We start from the raw sequence: 24,035 nt of genomic DNA on the forward strand, positions 1-24,035 counted from the left end.
GCCCGCTGTCGGCGACGCCGGCGCCCGAACCGGCCGCAGCGGAATTCCCCGGGCCGGGTGTGCCCCGGGGCGTAGGCTTCGCCAGGCACGGACACGACGGGGGCGGAGTGCATGAAGTCTGAGGGAACACGGCGTTGGGCGTCCGATCTCGACGCGGTGGTGGTGTACGCGCAAGGTGCGCTCTGTAGCCGGGTGGCCCGGGGAACCGTGCCGCCGGACGGCACGGTGCGGGTCGCGGGACTGCCCCGCACGATGGATCCGGACTCGCTGCGAGCGAAGGTCCTCGGCACCGGCGGTGCCCGTGTCACCGGGGTACGGGTGGAGGTGGAGGCCCAACCGTCCGGCACGGACTCGGCCGACGCCCTGCGGCGCGAGATGGAGCGGCTGCGCGACATCTCCGCAGCCGCCCGGGCCCGCCGGGACCGGCACGAAGGTCTGATCACCGAGGTGGCGGCACTGCGTCCGGTTCCACCGGCCCGCCGCCGGGAGGACCCGCACCGCACCACACCCGTCGACGCGTGGCTGCGACTCGCCGATTTCGTCGACCACCGGCTCACGCACCTGCATCGGCGTCTGGGCGAGCTGGAGGAGGAACTGCGGCTCGCCGACCACGAGTTCGAGGTCGCCCTGGACCGCTGGAGCCGCGCTTCCACCGACGTGCAGTCGGCGCACGTCCACACCTCGGTCTGCGCCGTCCTGACCCTCGACGGATCCGGGGACGTGGAACTGGAGCTGGAGTACGGGGTACCCGGTGCCGTCTGGGTGCCCACCTACCGTCTGGCCCACCGCCAGGACGAGGACACCGGCAGCCTCGTTCTGCGTGCCTCGGTCGCCCAGCGCACCGGGGAGGACTGGACCGGGGTGCGCGTGGCCCTGGCCACCGCGGACCTGCGGCGCCGCACGGATCTGCCGCGGCTGCGGTCGATGCGGGTCGGGCGGCGGCAGGCCGTCCCCGCGCCCTCCGGGTGGCGGGAGCCGCCGGCGGGGCTCGCCGATCTGTTCGCGGGGTACGACGCGGCGGGCCCCCGCCCCGAACCGACAGGCGGACCCGTGGCCTCCGCGGGCGGATTCGCGCCCGGTGCCGTTCCACCGCCGCCGCCGGCACCACAGATGTACGGCATGCCGGTCGCCGCCGCGCCCATGGCGTCGGCCGGGGGGCCCGGTGCCGCGCCGGAGGCCTTCGGCGGCGCCATGCCCGACGCGGCGCGGACCGTGGGATCGAGACCGGGTGGTGGCGCCGGGCCCACGGCCCGTTCCAGGCGCGCGGCCGCTCCCGCCTCGCTGGCACCCGCCGCACCCGGCCGCGCAGCCCCGCCGCCCCCGCCGCCCGGCGCCGCGCCGGTGACGGCCGGTCCGCCGCGGCCCAGCGACGCGGAGCTCGACTACGCCGCTCTTCTCCTGCGCGGGCCCGACGTACCCGCGGACGGCCGGGGCAGGCTGTTCCCCCATGCTCCCTTCGACGCCGTGGCGGTCGAGTACCGCCGGCGCGCCGAGGCGGTGGTCGCGCTGCCCCTGCCCGGACACGCCGTACGGCCCCGCGAGTCGGCGGGTTCCTTCGATCACCGTTTCGACGCCGCCGCCCGGGCCGACATCCCCTCCGACGGCACCTGGCACACGGTCACCGTCACCGAGATCCCGGTCGGGCTGCGCACCGAGTATCTGTGCGTACCGGCCGTGGAACAGACGACGTACGCCACTCTGGTGCTCTCCAACGCCACCGACCAGGCACTGCTCGCCGGTCCGGTGGAGGTCACCGTCGACGACGAGTTCCTGCTGACCGCCGCGCTCCCGACGCTCGCCCCGGGCGATGTCCGCCGGATGGGGCTCGGGCCGGCCGAGGGCATCCAGGTCACCCGGCGGACGAATCTGCGCGAGTCGACATCGGGGCTGCGCGGCAACACCACCGTGCTCGACCATCGGGTGCACGTCGAACTGGCCAACCGGCTCGCCAGGCCCGTCACCATCGAGGTCCACGAACAAGTACCGGTCACCTCCCACGCGGACGTCCGGATCGAGGAGCGGGCCGACTGGGTGACACCCGAGCAGGGCACGGGACCCGACAGTCCCGCCCCCGGCACCCGCGTATGGCGGGTGGACCTGCCCGCCGGAGGCGGTGCCGCGCTCGACGGCGGCTACGAGATCCGAGTCCCGGCCGCCAAGGCCATCGTCGGCGGCAACCGCAGGAGCTGACCCACCATGTCCACGCAACCCCAGCCGATCCCCCAGCCGATCCCACTGCCCGTCACCGCCGTCGTCTGCCTCGAGGACCGCGCCCAGATCGAGCGCACCACCGACCTCGAACTGAGCGCCGGTGTCCAGCAGTTGCGCCTCGGACCGATCAGCGCGCTCGCGGTCGACCGCACCCTGCACGCCGAACTGACCGGCGATCACCGGGCGAGCGTCCTCGACGTGCGGATCGTCCGCGCCTGGACGCCGCACGGCCCGCAGCCCACCTCCGACGACTCCGCCCTGCGGCTGCGCGCGCACACGCTCGAAGAAGAACAACTCGCCCTCGGCAGGCGGCGCGACCGGCTGAACGCCCGCCTCGACGCGCTCGGCCGCCTGGCCGCCGATCTGCTGCGGGACATCGCCGAAGGGAGCGGCTTCGGAGAGACCGTCGAGAGCCGCTGGACCCGTGAACTGGACCGGATCGACGGCGAGCGCGACACGTACGGCGAGGAACTGCGTTCCATGGAGGCCGAGTCGGCGAACCTCTCCAGCGAGATCGCGGACACCTACAGGGCACTCGACCTCGCGGAGGAGCAGCCCGCCGAACTGCTCGGCCATGTCGAGCTGACCGTACAGGCCGCGGAGGCCGGAACCGCCCGGCTGCGCCTGACCCACCTCACGCCGTGTGCGCTGTGGCGCCCCGCCTACCGGGCCGTACTCGACGGGGACTCGCTGTCCCTGGAGACCGACGCGATGGTCTGGCAGCGCACCGGCGAGGACTGGACGGATGTACGCCTGACGTTGTCCACCGCCCGCTCGGCCCGGGCCGGCGAACCACCGCGGCTCACCGAGGACCGCCTCACCCTCACGGACCGCACCGCCGCCGAACGCCGCACGGTGGACGTCGAGTTCAGGGAGGAGGAGATCGCGGAACTCGGCCCGGCTCCGGTGGTCGGCCTTCCGGGAGTGGACGACGGCGGTGAGGCCCGCGTGCTGCACTCCCCCGTGCCCGTCTCCCTCCCCACGGACGGCCGCGCGCACCGGGTCCCGCTCTCCGCCGTCACCTGCGCCGCGAGAAGCGAATACGCCTCCTCGCCCGAACTGTCCCCGCTGGTCACCCGGGTCGTAGGGTTCGACAACGCGTCCGGACACGCACTGCTGGCCGGGCCCGTGGACCTCGTCCGCGACAGCGGGTTCACCGGCCGCGGGACGCTGCCCTTCACCGCTCCCGGCGCCCCGGTCGAGCTCGCCTTCGGCAGCCATGACGACTACCGGGTGGTCCGGCAGAGCGAAGAGAGCCGTGACACCACCTCGTTGACCCAGCGCACCGTCATCACCCGTACGGTCCGGCTCCATCTCTCCCGCTTCTCGGCCCCCGGCGAAGAGGGCGGACAAGTCGTGTCGCTCCGCGAGCGGATCCCGGTCTCCGAGGTCTCGGCGGTGGAGGTGCGGCTGCGCAAGGAAGCGTGCGCGCCGGAGCCCGACGAGGTCGACGCCGACGGCATCGCCCGCTGGGACGTACGCCTGGCACCGGGCGGGCACCGCACGGTGACCCTGGTCTACGAAGTCTCCGCGAGCGGAAAGGTGACCGGTCTCTGAGCGACCGCGTCCGCCGCGGCCGAGGGAGACCTCAGACTCCCTTCTTTTCTCCCCTGGCTCGTAAGGCATTTGGCTCTTTTGGCCGGAGCGACAGCACGGGGCCGCCCCCATGGATCATGGAGGCGGCCCCTTGCCGTTCGACACGTTCGGCGCGGGTCGGATCCGTGCCGTGCGGTGCCGTCCGGCGTCTACTCGACGTTGATCTTGAAGGTGCTGGTCGTGTTGCGGATGTCCTGGGCGTTGCCGCTCATCCGCAGGTTGCGGAAGGTGACGTCACCGACGGCGGGGCCCTGGCCGGGTTCCGGCAGCTCGTTGGCCCAGATGCCGAAGCCGGACTTGGCGTCGAGCGCGTCTCCGCTCTTCTTGGAGTTGGTGATGGAGATGTCGGTGAAGATCGTGTCCTTCACCGGGAACTGGGGCTGTCCGCCTACGTAGTTGGTCTGGAACATGACGCCTCCGTAGGTGGAGTCGTCGATGTCGACGTCGTTCACGCGGATGCCCTGGAAGACCTTCGAGGCGGAGAACGCCCAGATGGCGGGGAAGACCTGCGAGCCCCAGAAGTGGCCGCCCGTCCTGTCCAGGGACACGTTCTCGATCGTCGTGGGATCGGTCCCGAAGCCGTTCATCGGGTAGCCGAAGTCCAGCGAGGAGATCGTGATGCCGGAGTAGACGAGCGTGTCGGCGACGCGAATGTTGCGGAAGGTGTTGTTGTAGCCGCCGTAGACGGCGATGCCGGCCGCCCTCCAGGTGAGTGTCGAGGTCAGGTTCTCGTAGAGGTTGTTCTTCTCGTCGGCTCCGCCGGCGTCGATCGCCGAGAAGAGGGCGAAGCTGTCGTCGCCCGTGGCGCGTGCGTCGTTGTTGACGACGTGGTTGTCCGTGGAGCCGTTCGTCATGTTGATGCCGTCGGCGAAGGTGTCACGGATGCGGGCGTTCTTGATGGTCATGCTGTCGGTGTTGGCACCCCAGTAGAGGCACACCATGTGCTCGGCCCAGACGTCGTCGATGGTGATGTTGGAGACGTTGGCGAAGTCGAAGACCTTGCCCGGACCGTCGATCCGGGAGGTGTAGTTGCCGAAGTAGGCGAAGCCGGCGAACGTCGAGCCGTTGGCGGTGGAGTCGGCGCGGAAGCCCACGTCGGTGTTCTCCTGCGAGGCGGGTGCGTGGAAGCGGGTGAACCACGGACCGGCTCCGACGATCTTGACGGCCTTGCCGTAGACCTGGAACTTGCTGGACGTCTCGTAGTCGCCCGCGGGCAGGTAGACGCCGACCAGCTTGCCGGTCGTGTCCATCCGGACCTTGTCGAGCGCGTTCTGCACGTCCTGATGGGTGAAGCCGGCCGGGACGGCGTAGGCGGCCGGGTCGGGGTTCGGGTTCGCCGTCGCCTGCTCGGTGTTGACGAAGTCGATGGCGTAGGTGGAGGAGTTGGCCGCGTCCTTCTGGAGCCGGATCCTGGAACCCGCCGGAACCGTCCTGCCGAGCTGGACGTTGGCCTCGTCGTAGATGTGGCGCGGGGCTCCGGAGCCGGGCGAGTTGCCGGGGGCGGTCTCGTTGCCGTAGAGCCAGGCGTACTTCGAGGTGAGGTCGATCGCCTTGAGGAACTGGCCGTCCACGTAGACGTCGAGCGTCGAGTCGGTGCCGTCCGGGATCGAGAAACGGGTCACCAGGGTGTTGGTGGCGGCGCGGGTGGTCCATTCGACGTACTGGCCGGTCGCGCCCAGGGTCACGGCCTTGCGGCCGCTCGCCTCGCCGGCGATGTCGCCGATGGTCCGGTTCGGTCCGACGACCTTGGCCCCGCCGCCGAGCGTGCCGTCCTCGGCCTCGTACATGTCGTACGGCATGTCGGCGCCGCGGCCGACGAACAGGGCCTGTGTGGTGGTGTTGTTGGTCCGCTTGACGGGGAGTTCGTTGCTGTCGTCGGCGATGACCGTCTTGACGGTGTACTTGCCGTTGACGGCCGTCCAGGAGCCGAGAGCGACCGGTGCGGTGGTCTGGCCCGCGGCGATGGCGCCGTCGTAGGAACCGCTGAGCGTCTTGACCGTGACGCCCTTGGTGTCCTGGACGGTGAGGGTGACACCGTGGGAGCCGGAGGCGGAGGCCAGTGTGCCCTGGTTCTTGATCGCGACGGTGAACTTGACCTCGTCGCCCGCCGAGGCGCTGGTGGGACTCCAGGCCACCGGTGCGGCCAGGAGGTCGGAGCTGGAGACGGGCTTGACGACGAGGGCGTCTGAGCGGGTGAAGGTGTTGTTCCCCTCGTTCTGCTCGATCACCTTGTTCGACGGGTCCACCACGGCACCGACCGGGTAACTGCCCGCGTCCCGGGCCCCGATGCTCGCGGTGACCGTCTTCGTCTCACCGGCCGCGAGCGCCGGTACGTCGGCCGTGGCGGCCTTGGTGCCCGCGAGGGTGAAGTCGAGATCCGTGGCCTTGGATGCCTTGGTCCCGATGTTGGTGACGGTCGCCGTCAGGCTGAAGGCGTCCGACTCGACCGGGGCGGCGGGGGTGTTGGTGATGCCGGTGACCGTGAGATCGGGGTTGGCGGCGGGGGTGCCGATCACCTGGAACTCGGCCACCTGGCCGCCAGGGGCACCCGAGTTGGACGTGAACTTGAGCTGGATGTCGGCTGCGGAGCCGGAGACCGGGATGGTCACGGTGTTGCCGCCGGCGGGATTGAACGTGTAGTCCTTCGCCGCGACGAGACTGGTGAAGGCCGTCGCGTCCTGGTCGCGGCCGAGCACCTGGATGTTCTGGGTCCTGGTCGACCAGGCGGCGTCCGGGTTGAGCTTGACGACGACCTGGCCGAGGTCGGCGTTCGCACCCAGCTTGGTGGTGAGAGTGGCCGGGTAGGCACCGCCCCCGCTCTCCCAATAGGTGCCGATCTGACCGTCGTTGGCGTTGGCCGCGACGTAGGTGAAGGTGGAGGAGGACGCCTCGATGGGCTTGCCCTGGGCGAGGTCGGTTCCCGAACCGGTCGAGCCGGTGCGGGTGACGCTGTTGCTCGCCACCGACACGTTCCCGGCGGCGTCCTTCGCCTTCACGTAGTAGGTGACGGTGGCCGTCGCCGACGGGGTGTCGGTGTACGTCGTGACGTCACCCGCGACGGACTTGACGAGCTGACCGCCGGCGTAGACGTCGTAGCCGGTGACCTTGACGTTGTCGCTGGACGCCTGCCAGGTGAGCTTCACGTCGCTGCCGGACTGTGTGTAGGCGAGGTTGCCGGGCGCGGTCGGGGCCTGGGTGTCACCGCCCGACCCCTGACGGGTGACGCTGTTGCTGTTGGAGGAGACGTTGCCCGCGGCGTCCTTGGCCCGCACGAAGTACGTGATGTCGGTGCCGGCGGGCTGTGTGTCGGTGTACGTCAGCACGTTCCCGGCGACGCTCGCCCGCAGTTGGCCGTTGGCGTAGATGTCGTACCCGGTGACGGCCGTGTCGTCGCTCGCCGCGTTCCAGGTCAGTTTGATCTGCCCGGTGGCCGGTTCGGTGCAGGCCAGATTCGCCGGCGCCGTGGGGGCCTGGGTGTCACCCGTGGCCGGTCCGTAGACCTCGAGCTCGGAGACCTGTCCCGCGGGCCAGCCGGTGTTGGCGGTGATCAGCGCACGCACGTACCGCGTCGTGGTGGCGTCGAAGCTGATGGTCGCCGACTGGTTGTCGCCGCTGTCGAAGGTGTAGGCCTGTGAGGCCGTCAGGTCGGTGAAGTTCTGGTTGTCGGTGGAGCCCTGGAGCTTCAGGGTCTGGCTGCGGCTCGGCCACCCACTGGGCAGTCGCAGCGTCACCTGATTCACCTTGACCGATGATCCGAGGTCGACCTTGAGCCACTGCGGGAAGGCGTTGTTCGTGCTTTCCCAGTACGTGGCCTGATTGCCGTCACCCGCGTTGGCCGCGCCGTAGACGTCGGCGTGCCCGCTCTCGCTGAAGGGCTTCCCCTGGGCGAGGTTGGGGGTCGAGGCGGCGGCCGTGAGGACCTGCATCTCGGCGAGCTGGGCCGTTCCGGTCACCGAGTTGCCGCTGAAGTCGGCCCGTACGTACCGGGCGAGGGTCGCGGGGAAAGAGACCTTCACCGTGTTGCCGTCGCCGGGGCCGAAGACGTACTGCGCCGACGACTTGAGTGTGGCGAAGCTCTTTCCGTCGGCACTGCCCTGAAGGGCCAGCGTCTGTCTGCGGGTCTGCCAGCGCTCGGGCAGCCGCAGCACGACCTGGCGGACCCGCTCGGTCCGCCCGAGGTCGGTCTGCACCCACTGGGCCGACTTCTTGCCGGCCTGCCAGTAGGTGTCGGTGTCGCCGTCGGTGACATTGGCGGCCGCGTGTGCGGCGCGGGCGCTGCCGGCCTTGGTGGCCGCGTCCGCGGCGGCGTTGGGTCCGCCTGCCGCGTGGGCACCGACGGCGGGCAGGCCCAGAACCATGACGATGGAGGCGAGCGCGGCGGTCGCTGCGCGGTGTCTCCAGGATCTCGGCTGGTATGGAGTCATGCGGGATTCACTCCCTGCGGAGGTTCGCGCGCCGGAGGGGCGGCGGGGTCGGCTCGTTCCTGGGCAGAGCGGTGGCGCGTTATGACGAACGGCAAGAGGCTGCACGCGCGTACGACGTCCCAACAGAGGACATGTGCGCAGCTTCTTGCATTGTTTCATCGCAATATTGCAGGGCAGTGCGAGCACGTCTACCGCCAGGACGCCACAAGTTTCACCATCAACACCCGCGCCTCAACGGTCGGGACCGACCGAGCACCCCCACCGGGCCGACATTTGGAGCAATCCATGAGGCTCGTCGCGTCAGGCGAAGCAGCACTGCAAGCGAACGCAAGCAACGCAAGTTCTTGCGTGATGGTGCGGAGCTACGAAAGCCGATCGCGCAATGGACCACCGCTCATTCCCTCGCGGACCTGGCCCATCGAGGAGCAGCCGTCCCGACAGCGGAATGGAAGCGGCCGGGCCAGGAGGGGAAGGCATACTCGGCCGCATGACTGATCACAGCCCCCACGGAGACCTGGCCGTACCGGTCGCCCCCGACACGGCCGCGTGCACCGCCGCCCTCGAAGTCGCCACCGCGTACTGCTCCCCCGCGCTGCTCAACCACTCGGTGCGGTCCTATGTGTGGGCCTCGGCGTATGCCGCGCAGCAAGGCATCGAGCACGACGCCGAGCTGCTGTACGTGTCCGCGCTGCTCCACGACATCGGCCTGGTCGCGGAGTTCGACAGTCACACGGTCGCCTTCGACGTGGCCGGCGGGCACGTGGCCTGGGTGTTCGCGGCGGGTGCCGGGTGGCCGGCGAAGCGTCGGCGGCGCCTGTCGGAGGTCATCGTCCGGCACATGTGGGACACGGTGGACGTGCGGGAGGATCCCGAGGGCCATCTGCTGGAGCGGGCCACCGGCGTGGACATCTCGGGGCGGCATCTGGACGATTTCGCCGCCGGGTTCCAGGCGGACGTGCTGGCCCGGTACCCGCGCGCGGGACTCTCGGACGAGTTCCTGGCCTGCTTCCACGACCAGGCCGCCCGCAAGCCGCAGAGCTCACCGGCCGTGTCGGTCCGGGGCGGCCTCGCCGAGCGCGTCCGGGCGAACCCGCTGGACCACCCGGCCGGTTGACCCGGTGGGCCCTGTCCGACTCCGGTGAGATCGCCCGCTGCCCGGCCTCCCTCCGATGGACGTATGCAAGGGCCTGATAGCAGGGCAACAGGCCCGGGGCGATCACGCGCGTCGAGCCCCGTCCTGGATGGGGCCGCCCGTGGTCCGTGCCAGGCGTCGCCGCTGAACCCATGGAAGCCGGAGCTGTCCGCCGGGGCGGAGGGCAGCACCCGGGTCGGTCCGCCTGGGCCACGACCGTGCAGTGGGCCCGCTTGCCCAACGCGTTTCGCAGTACCGCCGGGCCGCCCCGACCGATGCCCGCCCCTCGCAGTTCCCTCACCGCCCGCGCACGAGGACGTTCTCCTCGTGCGCGGGCGTCCTGGCCACCGGATACTCGATGGGGGCTCAATGCCTCCCAGCCGCAGTACAGGCGCTGAAGAACATCGACCTTCCTTCCTGGCCCCGAGCGATGAGGAGATTGCGTCATGCGCTCCCAATGGATTCCGCTGACTCCCCTCGAGGCGGTGACGGCCGGCCTGCTGGCCGGAGCGGTGGGAACGGTGTGCCTGGATGCCGTCCACTACCTGAAGTACCGTCGCGCAGGCGGGACGGACAGCCCGCTCGCCTGGGAATTCGCACCGGTCGAGAGCTGGGAGAAGACCCCTGATCCCGGGCAGGTGGCGAAGCGGGTGATCGAGGGCTTCACCCAGCGCCGGCTTCCTGATGATTCCGCCTGGCTCACGAGCACCATCGCTCACTGGGCCTACGGATCAGCGGCCGGCGCGGTCTACGGCGTCCTGGCCGGATCGCTGCCCAGACCCTCCCCCGTGTACGGCGTGCCTTTCGGTGCCGCGGTGTTCGCCGGTGACTACGTCGCCTTGCCGATCGCGGGGCTCTACAAGCCGATCTGGGAGTACGACGCCGAGACCGTGGCCTGGGACTTCGGCGCGCACGTCGCCTACGGCACCGGCACCGCGATCGCCTTCTGGCTGCTCAGCCGACTCGGCATCGGCGCCGTCGGCCAGAGACCTTGAGCCGGCTACCGGGCCCGGCGTGGGCCGGGTCATCGTCCACCGGATTCCCGGGCGCGGCCCGCGTCCGGCCGTGCGAGTCTCGTCATGTCGGCATCTTGTTACGAGCAGAGGAATGTCAGTCATGGACATGAAACTCGAAATCGTGGTGGTGCCGGTGTCCGACGTCGACCGGGCCAAGAGCTTTTACACGCGATTGGGCTGGAGGCTGGACGCGGACATCGCCCCGGACGCGAACTTCCGGGTGGTGCAGGTGACGCCGCCGGGCTCGCCGGCGTCGGTCATCTTCGGCACCTCGGTCACGTCCCAGACGCCGGGCTCGGCCGAGGGCCTGCAACTGATCGTGGACGACATCAACGCCGCATACGAGGAGCTGAAACGGCTCGGCGCCGAGCCGAGCGAGGTGTTCCACGACGCCGGCGGTGTCTTCCACCACGCCGGAACGGACGCCCGGGTGCCCGGGCCGGATCCGCAGCGCACGAGCTACGGCTCGTTCCTGTCCTTCAGCGACCCGGACGGCAACGGCTGGCTCCTCCAGGAGATCACCACCCGCCTCCCGGGACGCCTCGACCCAGCGACCACGACGTTCGCCTCCGCGGAGGACCTAGCGAGCGCACTGCGCCGCGCCGCGGCCGCACACGGCGTCCATGAGGCCCGCATCGGTGCGGAGGACCCGAACTGGCCCGACTGGTACGCGGAGTACATGGTGCGTGAGCGGGCCGGGACCGAACTGCCGACGTGACACCATTCCGCCGAAGCATCACTCTCCTGAAGGCCACGTTGTTCCCGCCCAGGCGGAAGAAGGCGCCCCATGGACAAGCCTGCGCGGGGGGAAAATGTGGAGCGGGCCCCGGTATCGCGGCTGTCCGGGGACCAGCTCGAGAAGCTGGCGGCTCTCGGATCGGAGTATCCGGCACCCGTCGGCGAGGTTCTCTTCTCGGCAGGTGACCCGTCCTACGACTTCTTTGTCGTTGTGGAGGGGACCGCGGAGATCATCGATCGGCTCGGTCAGCCGGAAGAGCGGCTCGTCGCGACATACGGCCACGCGGAGTTCCTGGGTGAGATAGGCATGCTGACGGGCGAGCGCGCACGCTTCGCCGGCGTCATGAAGAGCCCGGGCCGACTGCTGAGAGTGCCGCTGGACCAGATCCGGACGATCGTCGCGCAGGACAGTGATCTGAGCGAACTCATCCTTCGGACGTTCCTCGTACGACGGGCGAACCTTTTGAAAAGGGGCGCGGGTATCACACTCGTCGGTTCCCGCTACGACGAACGATGCCGAGTCCTGTTGCATTCGTTCTCACTCAGCAGGACGGCCGTGGAGTGGCTGGACCTGGAGGATCGGCCGGAGGCCGAGGTGCTTTTGCGTAGGCTCGGCGTACCCGTGACCGACCTTCCCGTCATCGTCATCCCCGGCCGGCCATTGATGCGCAATCCTCAACCGGCCGACATTGCCGCGGAATTCGGGGAATCGCCGCTCGCGGTCGACGATCAAGAGATGTGCGACCTGCTCGTCGTCGGTGGCGGCCCAGGCGGTCTGGCGGCGGCGGTGTACGGCGCATCCGAGGGACTGACGACCTCCCTCATCGACGCGGACGCCTTTGGCGGCCAGGCCGCCACATCATCGAGAATTGAGAACTACCTGGGATTCCCGGCTGGTCTGCCCGGTGCCGAACTGGCGGCCCGAGGGACGATCCAGGCGGCGAAGTTCGGAGTGCGGCTTCACCGGAACGCCCGCGCGGCAGCCTTCACCAGCGAGAACGGTGTCCACACCGTTGCCTGCGACGACGGCCGGGTATTCAGCGCTCGCGACGTCATCATCGCCACCGGTGCCAACCACCGGCGCCTGACCGTGCCCGGCATCGAAGCCTGGGAGAGCAACGGCGTCTACTACACCGCCACGGTTGTCGAGGCGGCATACTCGCGCGGGCGACCTGTCGCAGTGATCGGCGGCGCGAATTCGGCAGGTCAGGCGGCACTGTTCCTGGCCCGGACGTCCGATCCGGTGTACCTCGTGGTCCGCGGGGACGACCTTGATCATTCGATGTCCCGCTACTTGATCGACGCGATCGCCGCCGACCCGAAGGTCCATGTGCGGGTTCACACGGAGGTGGTCGGCATTTCCGCCGACTCCGAGGTGACAGGGCTTGATGTGGTGGACCGGGCGAACCGGCGCCGCTCCGCCCTGACGGTCAGCGCCGTCTTCGTGTTCATCGGTGTTACGCCGTGCACGGACTGGCTCGACGAGCGGCCGGCGATGGATCCGGACGGCTTCCTGCTGACCGGGCAGGACGTCGCCCTCCGGGCGGGCCATCGCATGCCGCTGCCCTTGGAAACCAGCGTGCCCGGGGTGTTCTGCGTCGGTGACGCGCGAAGTGGAAGCGTGAAACGAGTCGCCACCGCGGTCGGGGAGGGTTCCGCAGCGGTGCGGCTCATCTTCGATCGACGCAGAATCGACGGGGCCGAAGTCCTGTGACAGCCGACGTGGGGCCGGATCGGCCCCTGTCCGGCACCGATGCCCGTTTCCGCCTTCCGCCTTCCGCCTTCCGCCTTCCGCCTTCCGGCAGGATTCGCGGCCCGTCGTGGTCATCAGTTCCCTTGCGGCGACGCGCAACTGTATTCACTCCGCGACACCACGTCCGGTTCCGGACACGGTACGCGACCACGCCTCCGGTCCCGGACACGGTCACACGCGTACGGGACCAGGACTCTGCTGTGCGCGGAGCTGGGCGCAGGTGCATTCTGAAAGGTGAGCGTCCCGGTCAGTGAGCCTGCTCAGCGGGCCCATATGAGGCCTCAGCAGGGCCGGGTCCGCGAACCAGCGTCGACGGAGCGGCCGAGGCACCCGCGAGGTGCGCACCGGTGGCCGCCGGCGGACAAGGGTCGTCTCGAACCAGGGAGCAGGTCATGCCATCCCTACACTTCCATGTGAACTCCTCGATGAGCCCGGAGGAGGTGATGGGCGTGCTGACGAACTTCAGTCCCTCCCGCGTCGAGGAGTGGCCCTCCATCGATGCCGAGCACTTCCAGGTCCACGAGCGGGGCGACACCTGGGCGGAGGTGACCGAGGGGAACGACAAGTCGTGGGAGCGTGCACGCTACGAATGGGACCCCTCGGCGAACAGGGTCACGGTCACCACTCGGGACTCGGTGCCCTTCGGCTCGGGGGGCTGGCAGTTCCAGATGACTCCCACGGATGACGGCACCCGCGTCGACGTCAGACTGGAACGGCACCCCGACTCGTTCGCGACAAAGATGAAGTCCTCGATCATTCCCTTCGCCGGTCCGGTGTTCCGCAAGTCCTTCAAGGAGCCCCTGCACACCGTGTAGTCGCGAGGAGGTCACGGACGACCGTCGGCTCCCGCCGCCCCGCGAGGCGGCTTCGGCCGAGCGGCCGGGACGATACTGATCGTGACAGTCACCCCGCCACTGTCCCGCCCCGGATGCGGTCGATGGGACGCACCGTTGTCGATGTCTCCGAGGGGAGCCGTTCATGACCACGGCGAAAGATCTCTTCATCGTCGCCCTGGACCTGAAGCATCCCGTGGGGCAGGGTGACCTGTCCCTCGCGCTCGCGGGAGCCGAGCTGATCGACCTCATCGGTGCGGGGGCGGTCTCCGTGGACGGCGACAGCATCGTGCCAGGTGGACCGCCGCCGCTGGACGATCGGTTCCTGGGCGAGGCTGCGGCAGGTCTCACGCGGCAGGCACCGTACGAGCGGATCGAGGACTGGCTGTGGCGACGGGGCCGAGACCTCTCGGCCTCGTACCAGGCCGCCCTGGAGGAGAACGGTGAGCTGAGGCCGCGGCGGACCAGCCGGTTGTCCTTCGGCTCGGAAAGCCTGGAACCGGTCGATACGCCCGCGCGCCGCCGTGCGGCCGACCGCTGGGAAGAGAAGGAACCCGCACTGACCGCCCTCGTCGCGGTCCTGGGCATCGACGACGAACGATCCGACGATGAGACCGGCCTCGATGACGAGGCCGTGACGATTGTGGTGGCCGCCGTCCACGACGCGGTGATGGAACTGGAGGCGGTACGCCAGCGCCGGACCATCGAGAACGCGGCCTTCGCCAACCTATGGCGCGGACCGTGAGCCGGGTCGGCATCACCACCGACCGCCATGGCCACCGGTCAGGCCCCGGACGGGGTGACGCAGGCGTACAGACGTAGGGGCTTCATGCCGTGGCGGGTCTTCATGGGCTCGTTGCTGCGTCCGCCCTCCACCCAGCGCTTGCGCCATTCGATGGCCGTGCGGATTTCCGTGGCCCACAGCAGGTAGTTGGGGCTGAAGCCGTCCACGGTGGCGTGGCTGGTGCCGCCTGCCCACATGTGCAGGCGCTCGTCGTCCAGGAGGACGACCGCGGCGGCCAGCGTCCGTTCGTCCCGGTCCACGCGGACAACTCGGGCGCTGTCTCCCAGAGCCATGACGAAGTCGGTGAAGGCGCTCTCCGGATACATGCCGTCGCTGTCGTACTTGGCCGCCGTACGGCGGGTGAGGTCGCCGACCGTGCGCAGGAAGTCGGGGCAGGGTGCTTCGACGGCGGTCGTGACACCCGCGTCCGCCGCGCGTCGCAGGTATTGGCGGATCGTACGCCGGGTGCGGGCGCCGAGGGTCGCGAGATAGGAGTCGTACGAGTCGAAGGCGTCTCCCGTCGCGCCGTGCAGGGGGAGTTGGAAGCGGGTGACGATCGGTGCCACCCGCCACCCCTTGTCCCGGCCGACGTCGAGGACCGGGTCGCCCTCGGGGACGCTGACCAGTCCCGCAGTCCGGGCGCCGTCGGCGGCCGCCTGCTCGCGGAGGGCGTCCAGTACGGCTCCGAGGACGCGGACCCGTTGTGCGGAGCCGGTCGCCCGCACGGGTACGCGGGTGTCGTAGCAGTACCAGTTGTGCCCGAGGAGGGCCGGGCCCTGGGCCTCCTCGACACCGACGGCCCTCAGGAAGCCGTACGGGTCGCCCTCCTTCTGGAGGTAGCACGGCAGTACAGCGGCGATGCGTCCCCCTTCGGCGACCGTCATGTAGCGGACCGCGAGAAACGGGCTCAACGGGCTCGCGTGATAGGCGCGCAGGTACGCGGGGCTGTAGTGGACCGGCGCGGTGGACTCCGTGGCGACCTGCTCCCACTGGACGATGTCGACATCGTCGATGCGGTCGGTGACATCGACCGTGATGCGCGCCGTGCTCAACTCGGCTCCCCTTCCCCTTCCTTCACCCAGCCCGCTCCCGCCATGGCGGCCAGGACGCGCTCCCCGAAGCCCGCCTCCCACCGGATTCCCGCGTCGAGCTGGGCGGTTCGGACCACGCCCGCCGTATCGGACACTCCGTCGATACTCTGCGCCAGGGCCATGGCGGAGGCGTAGAACCGGCCACGGTCGTCCGTGAGCCGGCGCTGGAACCACCGCCGGTCGGACTCGTCCACGGCTCCCATCAGGGCGCGGAGATTGAACGGGCCCGGCCATGACCTGCGCAGGCTCGGCCCCCCGGGTGAGGCCGCGGGTACGTCGTCCCAGGCCTTCGCCAGGGTGCGGTACAGATCGGTGAGGAGGTCTGCCTGCCTGTCGAGGACGCCGGGGCCGGCGCCCAGCGGCCGCAGGGTGTCCAGTGCCTCGCGTCCGAACTGCCGGCGGCGGGCCAGCAAGTGCGGGGCGAACGGGTCGTCGCCGGGCGGCAGGCAGGCGGTCATCCGGCGCGCCGTCCAGCGGGTGAGGAGGTGGGCGAGCCGGTCGGCCTCGGGGGCACCGGCGGTCGCGACGACGGCCGCGGCGGAGGCGGCGATCGTGGCGGATCTGCGCAGTTCCTGCGGGTCCACCTTGTCCAGCGTGTCGGCGCCTGAATGATTGAACCGGTCGGGCCAGTGGCCCAGTTGGACGGCGGGACAGCCGATCGCCCGGTCGGCCAGGACCGCGTGATCGGACGCGCCGACGAACGGGGTCGAACGCCAGGCCCATACGTCGCAGCCGACGGCTCCGCTGTAGGAGCGGGCGGCGGCCGGCAGGGCACGCACACAGGACTCGACCAGGGCGTTGGCGAAGTGCGGGAGGTACTCCGGGCTGCGTTCGACGATCAGCGGGCCTCCGCAGCGCCGCTGGTCCTGGCCCACCATGTCGAGATCGATCGCCATCATGGGCAGCGGTCCCCCGCCCTCCTCCACCAGCCGGTGGACGTAGGCGGCCAGTCCCACGAACTCGGGCGCCCACAGGAACCGGACGGGGCGGAGCAGTTCGCGGGCCGCCAGGACCCGCCCGGCGGCGAGGGCGGCCGCGACTCCGGAGGCGTTGTCGTTGGCGCCGGGCGCGGGGTGGCAGAGATGCGCAGTGATCAGGCAGGCATCGGGCGACGACCCCGGCGACGCGATGGCGGGTCCCCCCGGCGTTCGGGCCACGACCACCGGCATCCGGGCGGGAGCGGTGTCGACATCGACGACCACACGGACCCGTTCGCCCCGGCGGTGGGCACGGTGCAGTGCGTCCATCTGACCGGAGACCACACTGAACGCGAACAGCGAGCTGTGGCTGGGGAGTTCGACACGGGCAGCCGCCCCGTCGTTCCGCTCGGAGCCGGTCGTCACGCAGAAGCCGCTCGCCCGTTCCTCCCGCATGCGGTCGAACAGCTTCCCGTCGAGTCCAGCCGCCGACGGAACCAGGACCACCGCGCCCGGCGGCCATCCGTCGTCGCGCGCCCGCACGAGGGGTGCCTCGCCGTTCGCGGCGGCCGAGTGAGCGGCGAGGGTGTACGGCTGGGCGGGATAGTCGACCAGCGCCGTGCGGCCGGGAACCGACAGGTGCGCGAAACGCGGGGTCCACGAGGCAGGTGCGGTGAAGGTCCACCACGAAGTGCGGCCGTCCGCGGGGAAGTTCAGGATCTCCACACCGGCCAGCCCGGCGCGTTCGGCCTCGCCCGCCACGAAGTCGGCCGCGGCCGCGATGCCCGCCGACCCCTGGTAGCGGTCCCACTCGGTGAGCCGGGCGACCCAGCGCATGGCCTCGTCGGCGTCGATGTCGTGCTGGATGCCGGCGACGAGGCCGGTGAGACTACCCGGCATCGGCGAACGCCTCACGGAAGGCGTTCAGACGGACTTCGGAGAGAGGTACGGCGACCTTGCACAGCGGGCCATGGCCCCGGCCGGGGCTGTCGGGCCCCACTCCCGGCCCCCCGCCGAAGGCCCCGACCACGGCCCCCGAGGCGCCGATCTCCTTGACCCGCACCCCGCGCTTCTCCCACATCGCGCTCGCGGCCCGCTCCCCCTCCACTGTCACCCACGGCAGACAGTCGGCGCCCTCGGTGACCTTGAGGCCGGTCCGCCGCAGCGTCCAGGCCACGACCGGCTTCACCTCGGCGATCCTGGCCCGCAGTGCGGCGAAGATGTCGCCCTGCTCGAGCAGGCGGAGGGCGACGGCGAGGCCCGCGCCTCCGACGCCGAGTGGCGGCGCGATCTCCCGCAGTCGGCGCGTCAACTCGGTTGCCGCGAAGGCAAATCCGGCCCGGAGGCCGCCGCAGCAGTACCCCTTCGACATGCTGCGCAGCACGATCAGGTTGGGGTGCTCGGCCACCGCGGGCACGCAGCTCGCGCCCGGCCCGGCGTAGACGGCGTAGGCCTCGTCGAGGACGACGGTCGTGCCGCATGCTCGGGCGGCTTCGGTGATCTCCTCCAGCCGCTTCCTTCCGAAGAGGTCTCCGGTGATCGTGGGCCGGTCCAGGACGAGGACCGAGGGGGTGTGCCGGTCGAGATCGGCGGCGAGGTCCTCGAACCGGGTGGTGATCGTCTCGGCGCCGAGGCGGGCGGCCCAGCGGGGCAGGTCCGGGTGGCCGCCGGTCACATGCAGCACCGGTCCGGGCACGGCCAGGGCCGCGCACGCGTGCAGCAGACCGGTGGCACCTGCCCCGGCGGTCACCATGTCGGGCGCGAGTTCCAGTCCGAAGTGCGCGGACAGCACGGGTGCGGCCAGGTCCGCGGCGTAGGGGTCGGACAGGGAGTAGGCGCGCGCGAGTTCGGCCAGGCCGCCGTCGTCGTACGCGCTCCTGAAGGCAACATCGACCGACGGCCGTACGAAGTCGATCTCGTCCGGAGACCAGCGCAGATCCAGGGCGGGGGAACGGGTCTCCCCCGCACGGTCCCACGCGGTGATCGCCGCAGTCCCGCTCCCCCGGTTCCGGGCGAGGAACTGGACGTAGCGCGTCGTCGGCGCGGGCTCGCGGCCGACGGCGAAGTCCGCGTCGACCCGCTCGACGGCGAAGCCGGCGCGTGTCAGCAGGCCGCTCACCTCGGCCGGCTGATACATCCGGACGTCGTCGTGGATGACCACGGGCTCCGCATCGCCTCGTCGCACCTCGATCTCGCCGGTGCTGCGGCCGGAGGCCATCCGGTAAGTACGGCGGAAGTCGGCGCGCAGTCCCTCGGTCTCGAACGTCGCTTCCGGTACGTAGTCGCCGGCGATGGCCAGCACATTGGAGTGGTCGAGGACCAGCAGTCCGCCCGGGACGAGCACACGGCGGGCCTCCTGGAGCAGCCGCAGTTGCTGGTCGTCGCTCCCCCAGCCGAACGACTGGACACAGACCACGGCATCGAACTCACCGACAGGCCAGAGCAGTTCGCGCAGCAGGTCGAGGTGCAGCCAGTCGACCCGGACGCCCGCCGCGACGGCTTCGACCTGGGCGCGCTCCAGTGCCCACGCGCCGGCGTCGACCCCGGTGACGCTGAACCCCCGGGCGGCCAGCGAGACGGCGTGACGGCCGGTGCCGCAGCCCAGGTCGAGGACGCGGCGGCCGGGGGCCGAGGCGTCGAGGACGGCGGCGAGGTAGCCGGCCTCCGCCGCGGTGCGTTCGGCCGTGTACTCGTGGTCGGCGACGGCCCAGAAGTCCTCCCCGAAGAAGGTGAGATACCAGGGAGGACCGTCCGGGCCGCAGGCATCGCTCACAGGGCGTCCGCCCGCAACGCCTCCTGCCGGTGCAGGAATCCGCACACGTCGCACAGGCCCGCGGGGTTGGCCACACCCTCCTGGAGCACATAGCGTCCGCCGCAGACGCGGCACAGGTCGTCGACCAGGGGCAGCAGCGTGCGCTGGACGTTCTCGAAGGCGTTGAAGAGGTAGTAGTCGATGCCCGGCCACAGGTCGTAGAGGTGGTCGGCGACGGCGTAGGCGAGGGAGCGTTCGCCGGAGCCGGTGGTGAACCGGCCAGGTGCGCCTTGCCGGTTGAGGCCGGGTGCGACGAGCTCCAGGTAGAGCGTGAGTTCCTTCTTGGTGATGCGGTAGAGCGGGAACACGTAGCGCAGGGCGCCGAGTTCGCGTACCGGGATGCCGCCCATCCGGTAGCCGGTGGTGAACCAGGTGACCATGCTGGCCACCAGGTCGTCGGCGTTGAAGCCGAAGGCGACGACCGGGGCACCCCTGCGCTCGGCCTCCTGCTCCAGCATGCGGCGCAGTACCTGGTGGCCGATGACCATGTTCATGTTCCGGTGCTCACCGGCGACGACCTTGTTCATGACGTCGACGAACGGCTCGCGCAGCTTGAACAGTTCGGCCACCTCGTCGGCGGTGACGATCACGTGGTCCACGCCGAGTCCGGCGCAGGCGTCCAGGGCGGTACGGAAGGTGGCTGGCTCGTCCCAGTCGGGCAGTCCGGTGATGGTCACGGCCGTCATGTCGACCTCGGGCCATCGGCCGCGGGTGCGTTCGAGGAGCTTGAGATAGGCGACGCTGTCACGGCCGCCGGAGAGCCCGATGACCACCCGGTCCCCGGCCCGCATGGTGGCGCCGGCGGCGATGCTCTGGACGAACGTCTCCTCCACGTACGTCACGAAGGTCTCGGCGGTGAACTGCTCGGTCCGCCGCTCCAGGGTGCCGCCGTGGTCGAAGAGAACGGACTTGGTGTACACGGGGTCCGGCGCGGCGTAGACGTGCTCCTTGGGGCGGCGCAGCACGTCGAGGTCGTAGTGGCGCACCTGGCGCACCTCGATGACGTCGTCGGTTCCGACGACGGCCGTCGCCTCGGGGATCACCTCCCCGTCACGATGGGCGAGCACGGCGTTCGCCGGGATTCCGTGGAGGCGCAGCACGTCCAGGAGAGGTTGTCCCGGTGTCGCGTGCAGGGTCTCCGAACCACCGGTCTTGTTGCGGAACACGACCGTGCTCACGGGTTCTCCTATCGTGTCGTGAGGTTCCGGGGATCAGGACAGGGCGGGGTCGGGCGTGGCGTTCCAGGCGGCCAGGGGTACGAGCGTCTCGCCGTCGGAGACGGATCCGTGCTCCCAGGCGGCGGTGGGGTCGGGCACGGGGAAGCGCGGGGAGGTGGCCAGCGCGACCACCTCCCCGATGCGTTCGCGGACGACGGGTGTCGCGGGCAGCAGGCCCCGTGCATGCAGTTCGTCCGGGGTGAGGACGAGAGCGTGGTCTCCGAGCGTGTCGCCCAGGAGGGCGGCCACGCTCTCCTCGCGGCCGGGCAGCGGGTGGAGCCAGCGGACGCGGCCGGCGCCGCCGCCGGGCATGCGGCAGTGGGCGGGCGAGTCGAGGCGCGCCCACGCTTCGGCGAGGGCCTCGTCCGGGGTCGCTTCGACCTGGCCGTGGTCGGCGTGGGCGAGGACGTTCCAGCCGGCGTCGGCCCATCGGGCAGCCGCCGTGTCGAGCAGCAGCAGCGCCTCGCGCAGCCGGGCGTCGTACCCGGAGCGGTGGATGTGATCGTCGAGGTTGACGTACGCCCACACCAGGGGCGGAGTGTCGTGGTCGCGCCCGAGTACGGCGCCGATCTCGCGCACGGTCCGCTCGGCCACGCTCACCGGATCGGTGCTGAGGGTCGCGGTGGCGGCCGGTGACGGCACGATCCGGGCGCCGTGCAGCAGCGCCTCCACCCAGGCGCCGGTCAGCCGTTCCAGTTCCGCGCCGATCACGAGGGCGGGGCGGCCCGACTCGACCGCGCGGTCGAAGAGGGTCGGTCCCGTGTGCAGCAGTGCGTTCCCTGGCGTTCGGAGCGGGCCGAAGGCGTACGTCTCCCCGGTGACGAGGTGGGTGACGTGGTCCGCTCCGGGGGCCCGGTGGACCATGCCGACGGCGCCGTGGACGCCGGCATCCGTGCCGGTGACCGCGGTGAGCCAGGCTGTCGTGGACGTGCTCGGGAAGGTGGAGCGCAGTGGCCGGATGTGCGCGTGGGAAAACGCGGACTCGGCCACTTCGAGCGACAGGCCGTCGACCGCCAGGACGCAGAGTCCCCGGGAGGCGGCGCGCAGGTTTCCCGCGACGACCTCGGTGACCTGGCGCAGGTCGGCGGACGCTGTCGACTGTCCGCCGACGCGCGACGCCGTGCTCAGAAGTTCGGCACGCAGTCGGTGCAGGTGGTGCGGAACTTGACGATGTGCGCGGCCTGCCGGTCCGTGATCATGCGCTCGACCAGGCGGGGCAGCAGCATCACGGGCGCCGGGGTCGACGTCCGCGCGACCTCGGTGGGGGTTTTCGCGGTGGGAAGTGGAGCTGTTCGCATGGATTCCTCCTGCCGGGAACGGTGCCAGAGAAACGTGCCAAACAACTTGCCAATTTGCATGCACAGGTCAGCACATGGCGAGCTCGTGTGTCAACGCCGAGCCGTAAATTTGCCGTCAACTCGGCTTTTGTTTCCTGCATTTGACGGAGTGGAGAATTCCGGGACGGCACGATCACCGCCTTCCGCCGCAATCATGTCGCGCGGAAAAGCGATCATGGCCGGGTGGATCAATTGACGAAAATCAGCTTCTCCGCCTCCGCGACGATCTTTTCCGGATCGGGGGCGTTCGACAGGGTGTCCGCGTAGCGGTCCGCGTCCGGGTCGGCGGCCCGGTGGGCACGCGCGACGGCCTCCTCGACGTCGTAGCGGGTGGTCCTGAGCCGGACGTCGGGGCCGAGCAACGCCCAGTACGCGGTGCCCGGTTCAGCTGTGTGGTACGGCAGGCCGACGCTGCCCGGGTTCACACTGCGCAGGCCTGCCACGGCGCGGTCGAACTGGAGATGCGAGTGTCCGGTGACCAGGACCCGCGCGTCGATGGCCGCGGACAGCTCGGCGAAGCGCTCCGCCGGGGTACCGGGCGTGACCAGTTCGTGATCACTGCGCGGCGAGCCGTGACAGAAGTGCACCGGTCCGAGTCCCTCGATCGCGACGACGACCCCGAAGGCCAGGCGGTCGAGGAAGGCGATGGCCTCGGGCGAGTGCCGTGCGGCGATCCATGACTGACGCGGGGTGTCGGCGACCCGTGCGGCGGTCCCGATCTGGGCGGCGTAGCGGTCGGCGTTGCCGCGTACGCACAAGGCGCGCTCGCCCAGCGCGACGATCCGTTCGTAGGTCTCCTGCGGCTGCGGTCCCCAGGTCAGATCGCCGCAGAGGACGACGAAGTCGGCCGCGGCGACGTCCGGTTCGGCGAGCACCGCGTCGAAGGCGGGGATGTTGGCGTGCACATCGGAGAGCACCGCGACCCGGGCCACGGGCCCGTACCGGCGTGGCGGTCCCTCCCAGTTCGCGGGTCCGTGCAGTTCGACGTCGACTTCGGCCATCGGTGCCATTCCTCCTGGTGGTCGGGGTCTACTCGATCGAGCGGGGCGCGTTCAGCGATCCGCCGCCGCGCCGGCCGGCGGTCCGGCGGAGCGGACCGTGCGGGGGTGGGTGAGGCGTTTGCCGGGCGGCGGGCCGATCAGCGGCCGGCCTTCGGAGGGCAGGCCCTCGACCGCCTCGGCGGCGATCACTATGCGGTCCCACAGCGGGAGCCCGTCCTTGCCCGCGGCCAGTTCCTCCACCCGCGCCAGCAGCAATTGGGGGTCGCGTGGAACCCCGGAAGGCACGGGCACGGCGGAAGTGCCCTCGGGCGCGGGCCGGATGAGGGGGTGGGCCGGATGTGAGGCGTACAACTCGCGCGCCAAGGCGTACGGTTCGGCCGTACCGCGGGGTGACACAGCGGCGGCCAGCAGGGACAGCGCCTCCTCCCTCCGTCCGGGGAGCAGTACGCCCACTTCGCGGATCAAGTCGGCTGGATCGTCGGGCGCGTGCAGGAAGTTGAGGCACATCAGCTCGCATCCGAGCGCCCTGCGCAGTGAACCACCCTCCACCGAACGGTTCTTGGAGGACCCCTTCAGCTCGGCGAGCCGCTCCGCAGCGCTCGTCCCGGTCCGCTCAGGCCCCCGGGTGTCACGAAGCGCGACGAAGAGGCAGGGCGGTCCGGACTCGAGGATCATGTCCACGGCCCGGATGACCGCCAGTGGCGCCGCGTTGATCTGGTAGCGCCACAGCTCCCGGCACACCCGGGCGTCGACCCGCAGGGTCAGGGCGCCGACGGGTTCGAAGCCGTGGGCCGCCAGAAAGGCGAGCGCGGGTTCCACACGCCGGCCGACGACGGCGTCCGGCTTGAACATCACGAAAGTCGACCGCAGGAGAGCCAGGTCGGCCCCGTCCGTCCCCCAGCCGTCCTCGGCCCCGTCCCTCCCCGAGCCGTCTTCGGCCCCGTCCCTCCCCGAGCCGTCTTCGGCGCGGTCCGTCCCCCAGCCGCCCTCGGCCCGGTCCGACCCCCAGCCATCCAGCAAAGCCGCCATTTCCCGGAAATAGACGTCGTCGGGATAAGTTCGACGCCTCACCGGATCATGCGTCAGGGGAGGCGTCAACCACTCGTGGACCGTCATGCTCCTCCGGCATTCCGCTCGTCCGCCGGAATCGATCACACACCGGCGCGGCACACC

At 70.5% G+C, this 24,035-nt stretch carries 17 protein-coding genes; 8 read left to right on the plus strand and 9 right to left on the minus strand.

From position 1 onward, the window contains the following. Positions 1 to 111 precede the first annotated feature (111 nt). A complete protein-coding gene (locus ABZV42_RS03210; RefSeq protein ID WP_356050741.1) occupies positions 112 to 2,190 on the plus strand; it encodes a DUF4139 domain-containing protein in 2,079 nt (692 codons plus the stop codon). 6 nt (positions 2,191 to 2,196) lie between these two features. Continuing rightward, positions 2,197 to 3,768 carry a mucoidy inhibitor MuiA family protein gene (locus tag ABZV42_RS03215; RefSeq protein ID WP_356050742.1) on the plus strand — a complete coding sequence of 524 codons (1,572 nt, stop codon included), beginning with the start codon at positions 2,197 to 2,199 and terminating at the stop codon, positions 3,766 to 3,768. A gap of 188 nt (positions 3,769 to 3,956) precedes the next feature. On the opposite strand, the gene ABZV42_RS03220 is transcribed toward ABZV42_RS03215, so the two are convergent. Then, positions 3,957 to 8,231, minus strand: coding sequence for a discoidin domain-containing protein (locus ABZV42_RS03220; protein ID WP_356050743.1), 4,275 nt, complete (start codon positions 8,229 to 8,231; stop codon positions 3,957 to 3,959). A 487-nt stretch (positions 8,232 to 8,718) separates the two neighbouring features. On the opposite strand from ABZV42_RS03220, the gene ABZV42_RS03225 reads away from it, so the two are divergent. The 6 genes from ABZV42_RS03225 to ABZV42_RS03250 all read left to right on the plus strand — a co-directional run bounded on the left by ABZV42_RS03225 (position 8,719) and on the right by ABZV42_RS03250 (position 14,448). Then, on the plus strand, positions 8,719 to 9,345 hold the full coding sequence (locus ABZV42_RS03225; RefSeq protein ID WP_356050744.1) for an HD domain-containing protein: 627 nt from the start codon (positions 8,719 to 8,721) through the stop codon (positions 9,343 to 9,345). Positions 9,346 to 9,809: 464 nt separating this feature from the next. After that, positions 9,810 to 10,358, plus strand: a complete 549-nt coding sequence (locus ABZV42_RS03230; protein ID WP_356050745.1) for a hypothetical protein — start codon at positions 9,810 to 9,812, stop codon at positions 10,356 to 10,358. Between the two features lie 121 nt (positions 10,359 to 10,479). Further along, complete coding sequence (locus ABZV42_RS03235; protein ID WP_356050746.1) at positions 10,480 to 11,097, plus strand: VOC family protein; 618 nt, start codon at positions 10,480 to 10,482, stop codon at positions 11,095 to 11,097. Positions 11,098 to 11,166: 69 nt separating this feature from the next. Beyond that, positions 11,167 to 12,831, plus strand: a complete 1,665-nt coding sequence (locus ABZV42_RS03240) for an FAD-dependent oxidoreductase (protein ID WP_356050747.1) — start codon at positions 11,167 to 11,169, stop codon at positions 12,829 to 12,831. A 431-nt stretch (positions 12,832 to 13,262) separates the two neighbouring features. After that, on the plus strand, positions 13,263 to 13,685 hold the full coding sequence (locus ABZV42_RS03245; protein ID WP_355982530.1) for a hypothetical protein: 423 nt from the start codon (positions 13,263 to 13,265) through the stop codon (positions 13,683 to 13,685). Between the two features lie 163 nt (positions 13,686 to 13,848). Further along, on the plus strand, positions 13,849 to 14,448 hold the full coding sequence (locus tag ABZV42_RS03250; RefSeq protein ID WP_356050748.1) for a GPP34 family phosphoprotein: 600 nt from the start codon (positions 13,849 to 13,851) through the stop codon (positions 14,446 to 14,448). Between the two features lie 38 nt (positions 14,449 to 14,486). Here ABZV42_RS03250 and ABZV42_RS03255 read toward each other — a convergent pair whose 3' ends face one another. The 8 genes from ABZV42_RS03255 to ABZV42_RS03290 form a co-directional block, all read right to left on the minus strand. After that, a complete protein-coding gene (locus ABZV42_RS03255) occupies positions 14,487 to 15,539 on the minus strand; it encodes a GNAT family N-acetyltransferase (RefSeq protein WP_356050749.1) in 1,053 nt (350 codons plus the stop codon). Beyond that, a complete protein-coding gene (locus ABZV42_RS03260; protein ID WP_356050750.1) occupies positions 15,536 to 17,395 on the minus strand; it encodes a DUF4910 domain-containing protein in 1,860 nt (619 codons plus the stop codon). The genes ABZV42_RS03255 and ABZV42_RS03260 overlap by 4 nt, the downstream gene beginning before the upstream one ends. Continuing rightward, on the minus strand, positions 17,385 to 19,268 hold the full coding sequence (locus ABZV42_RS03265) for an aminotransferase class I/II-fold pyridoxal phosphate-dependent enzyme (protein WP_356050751.1): 1,884 nt from the start codon (positions 19,266 to 19,268) through the stop codon (positions 17,385 to 17,387). Before ABZV42_RS03265 ends, ABZV42_RS03260 begins: the two co-directional genes overlap by 11 nt. Further along, positions 19,265 to 20,485, minus strand: coding sequence for a hypothetical protein (locus ABZV42_RS03270; RefSeq protein ID WP_356050752.1), 1,221 nt, complete (start codon positions 20,483 to 20,485; stop codon positions 19,265 to 19,267). Before ABZV42_RS03270 ends, ABZV42_RS03265 begins: the two co-directional genes overlap by 4 nt. Before the next feature lie 33 nt (positions 20,486 to 20,518). Then, the gene (locus ABZV42_RS03275; protein WP_355982518.1) at positions 20,519 to 21,514 is read right to left on the minus strand and encodes an alkaline phosphatase family protein; all 996 of its coding nucleotides are present in this window, start codon (positions 21,512 to 21,514) and stop codon (positions 20,519 to 20,521) included. A 134-nt stretch (positions 21,515 to 21,648) separates the two neighbouring features. Then, on the minus strand, positions 21,649 to 21,822 hold the full coding sequence (locus ABZV42_RS03280) for a hypothetical protein (protein WP_355982516.1): 174 nt from the start codon (positions 21,820 to 21,822) through the stop codon (positions 21,649 to 21,651). A gap of 227 nt (positions 21,823 to 22,049) precedes the next feature. After that, on the minus strand, positions 22,050 to 22,862 hold the full coding sequence (locus ABZV42_RS03285; RefSeq protein ID WP_355982514.1) for a metallophosphoesterase family protein: 813 nt from the start codon (positions 22,860 to 22,862) through the stop codon (positions 22,050 to 22,052). A 51-nt stretch (positions 22,863 to 22,913) separates the two neighbouring features. Further along, the gene (locus ABZV42_RS03290; RefSeq protein WP_356050753.1) at positions 22,914 to 23,891 is read right to left on the minus strand and encodes a nucleoside-diphosphate kinase; all 978 of its coding nucleotides are present in this window, start codon (positions 23,889 to 23,891) and stop codon (positions 22,914 to 22,916) included. Positions 23,892 to 24,035: the final 144 nt, after the last annotated feature.

The sequence above is a fragment of the Streptomyces sp. NPDC005281 genome (assembly GCF_040607495.1).
GTDB lineage: Bacteria > Actinomycetota > Actinomycetes > Streptomycetales > Streptomycetaceae > Streptomyces.

Excerpts from the sequence above, each read along its gene's own strand:
- ABZV42_RS03210 (WP_356050741.1), top strand. The coding sequence starts at position 112 with ATGAAGTCTGAGGGAACACGGCGTTGGGCGTCCGATCTCGACGCGGTG.
- ABZV42_RS03215 (WP_356050742.1), top strand. The coding sequence starts at position 2,197 with ATGTCCACGCAACCCCAGCCGATCCCCCAGCCGATCCCACTGCCCGTC.
- ABZV42_RS03220 (WP_356050743.1), bottom strand. The coding sequence starts at position 8,231 with ATGACTCCATACCAGCCGAGATCCTGGAGACACCGCGCAGCGACCGCC.
- ABZV42_RS03225 (WP_356050744.1), top strand. The coding sequence starts at position 8,719 with ATGACTGATCACAGCCCCCACGGAGACCTGGCCGTACCGGTCGCCCCC.
- ABZV42_RS03230 (WP_356050745.1), top strand. The coding sequence starts at position 9,810 with ATGCGCTCCCAATGGATTCCGCTGACTCCCCTCGAGGCGGTGACGGCC.
- ABZV42_RS03235 (WP_356050746.1), top strand. The coding sequence starts at position 10,480 with ATGGACATGAAACTCGAAATCGTGGTGGTGCCGGTGTCCGACGTCGAC.
- ABZV42_RS03240 (WP_356050747.1), top strand. The coding sequence starts at position 11,167 with ATGGACAAGCCTGCGCGGGGGGAAAATGTGGAGCGGGCCCCGGTATCG.
- ABZV42_RS03245 (WP_355982530.1), top strand. The coding sequence starts at position 13,263 with ATGCCATCCCTACACTTCCATGTGAACTCCTCGATGAGCCCGGAGGAG.
- ABZV42_RS03250 (WP_356050748.1), top strand. The coding sequence starts at position 13,849 with ATGACCACGGCGAAAGATCTCTTCATCGTCGCCCTGGACCTGAAGCAT.
- ABZV42_RS03260 (WP_356050750.1), bottom strand. The coding sequence starts at position 17,395 with ATGCCGGGTAGTCTCACCGGCCTCGTCGCCGGCATCCAGCACGACATC.
- ABZV42_RS03280 (WP_355982516.1), bottom strand. The coding sequence starts at position 21,822 with ATGCGAACAGCTCCACTTCCCACCGCGAAAACCCCCACCGAGGTCGCG.
- ABZV42_RS03285 (WP_355982514.1), bottom strand. The coding sequence starts at position 22,862 with ATGGCCGAAGTCGACGTCGAACTGCACGGACCCGCGAACTGGGAGGGA.
- ABZV42_RS03290 (WP_356050753.1), bottom strand. The coding sequence starts at position 23,891 with ATGGCGGCTTTGCTGGATGGCTGGGGGTCGGACCGGGCCGAGGGCGGC.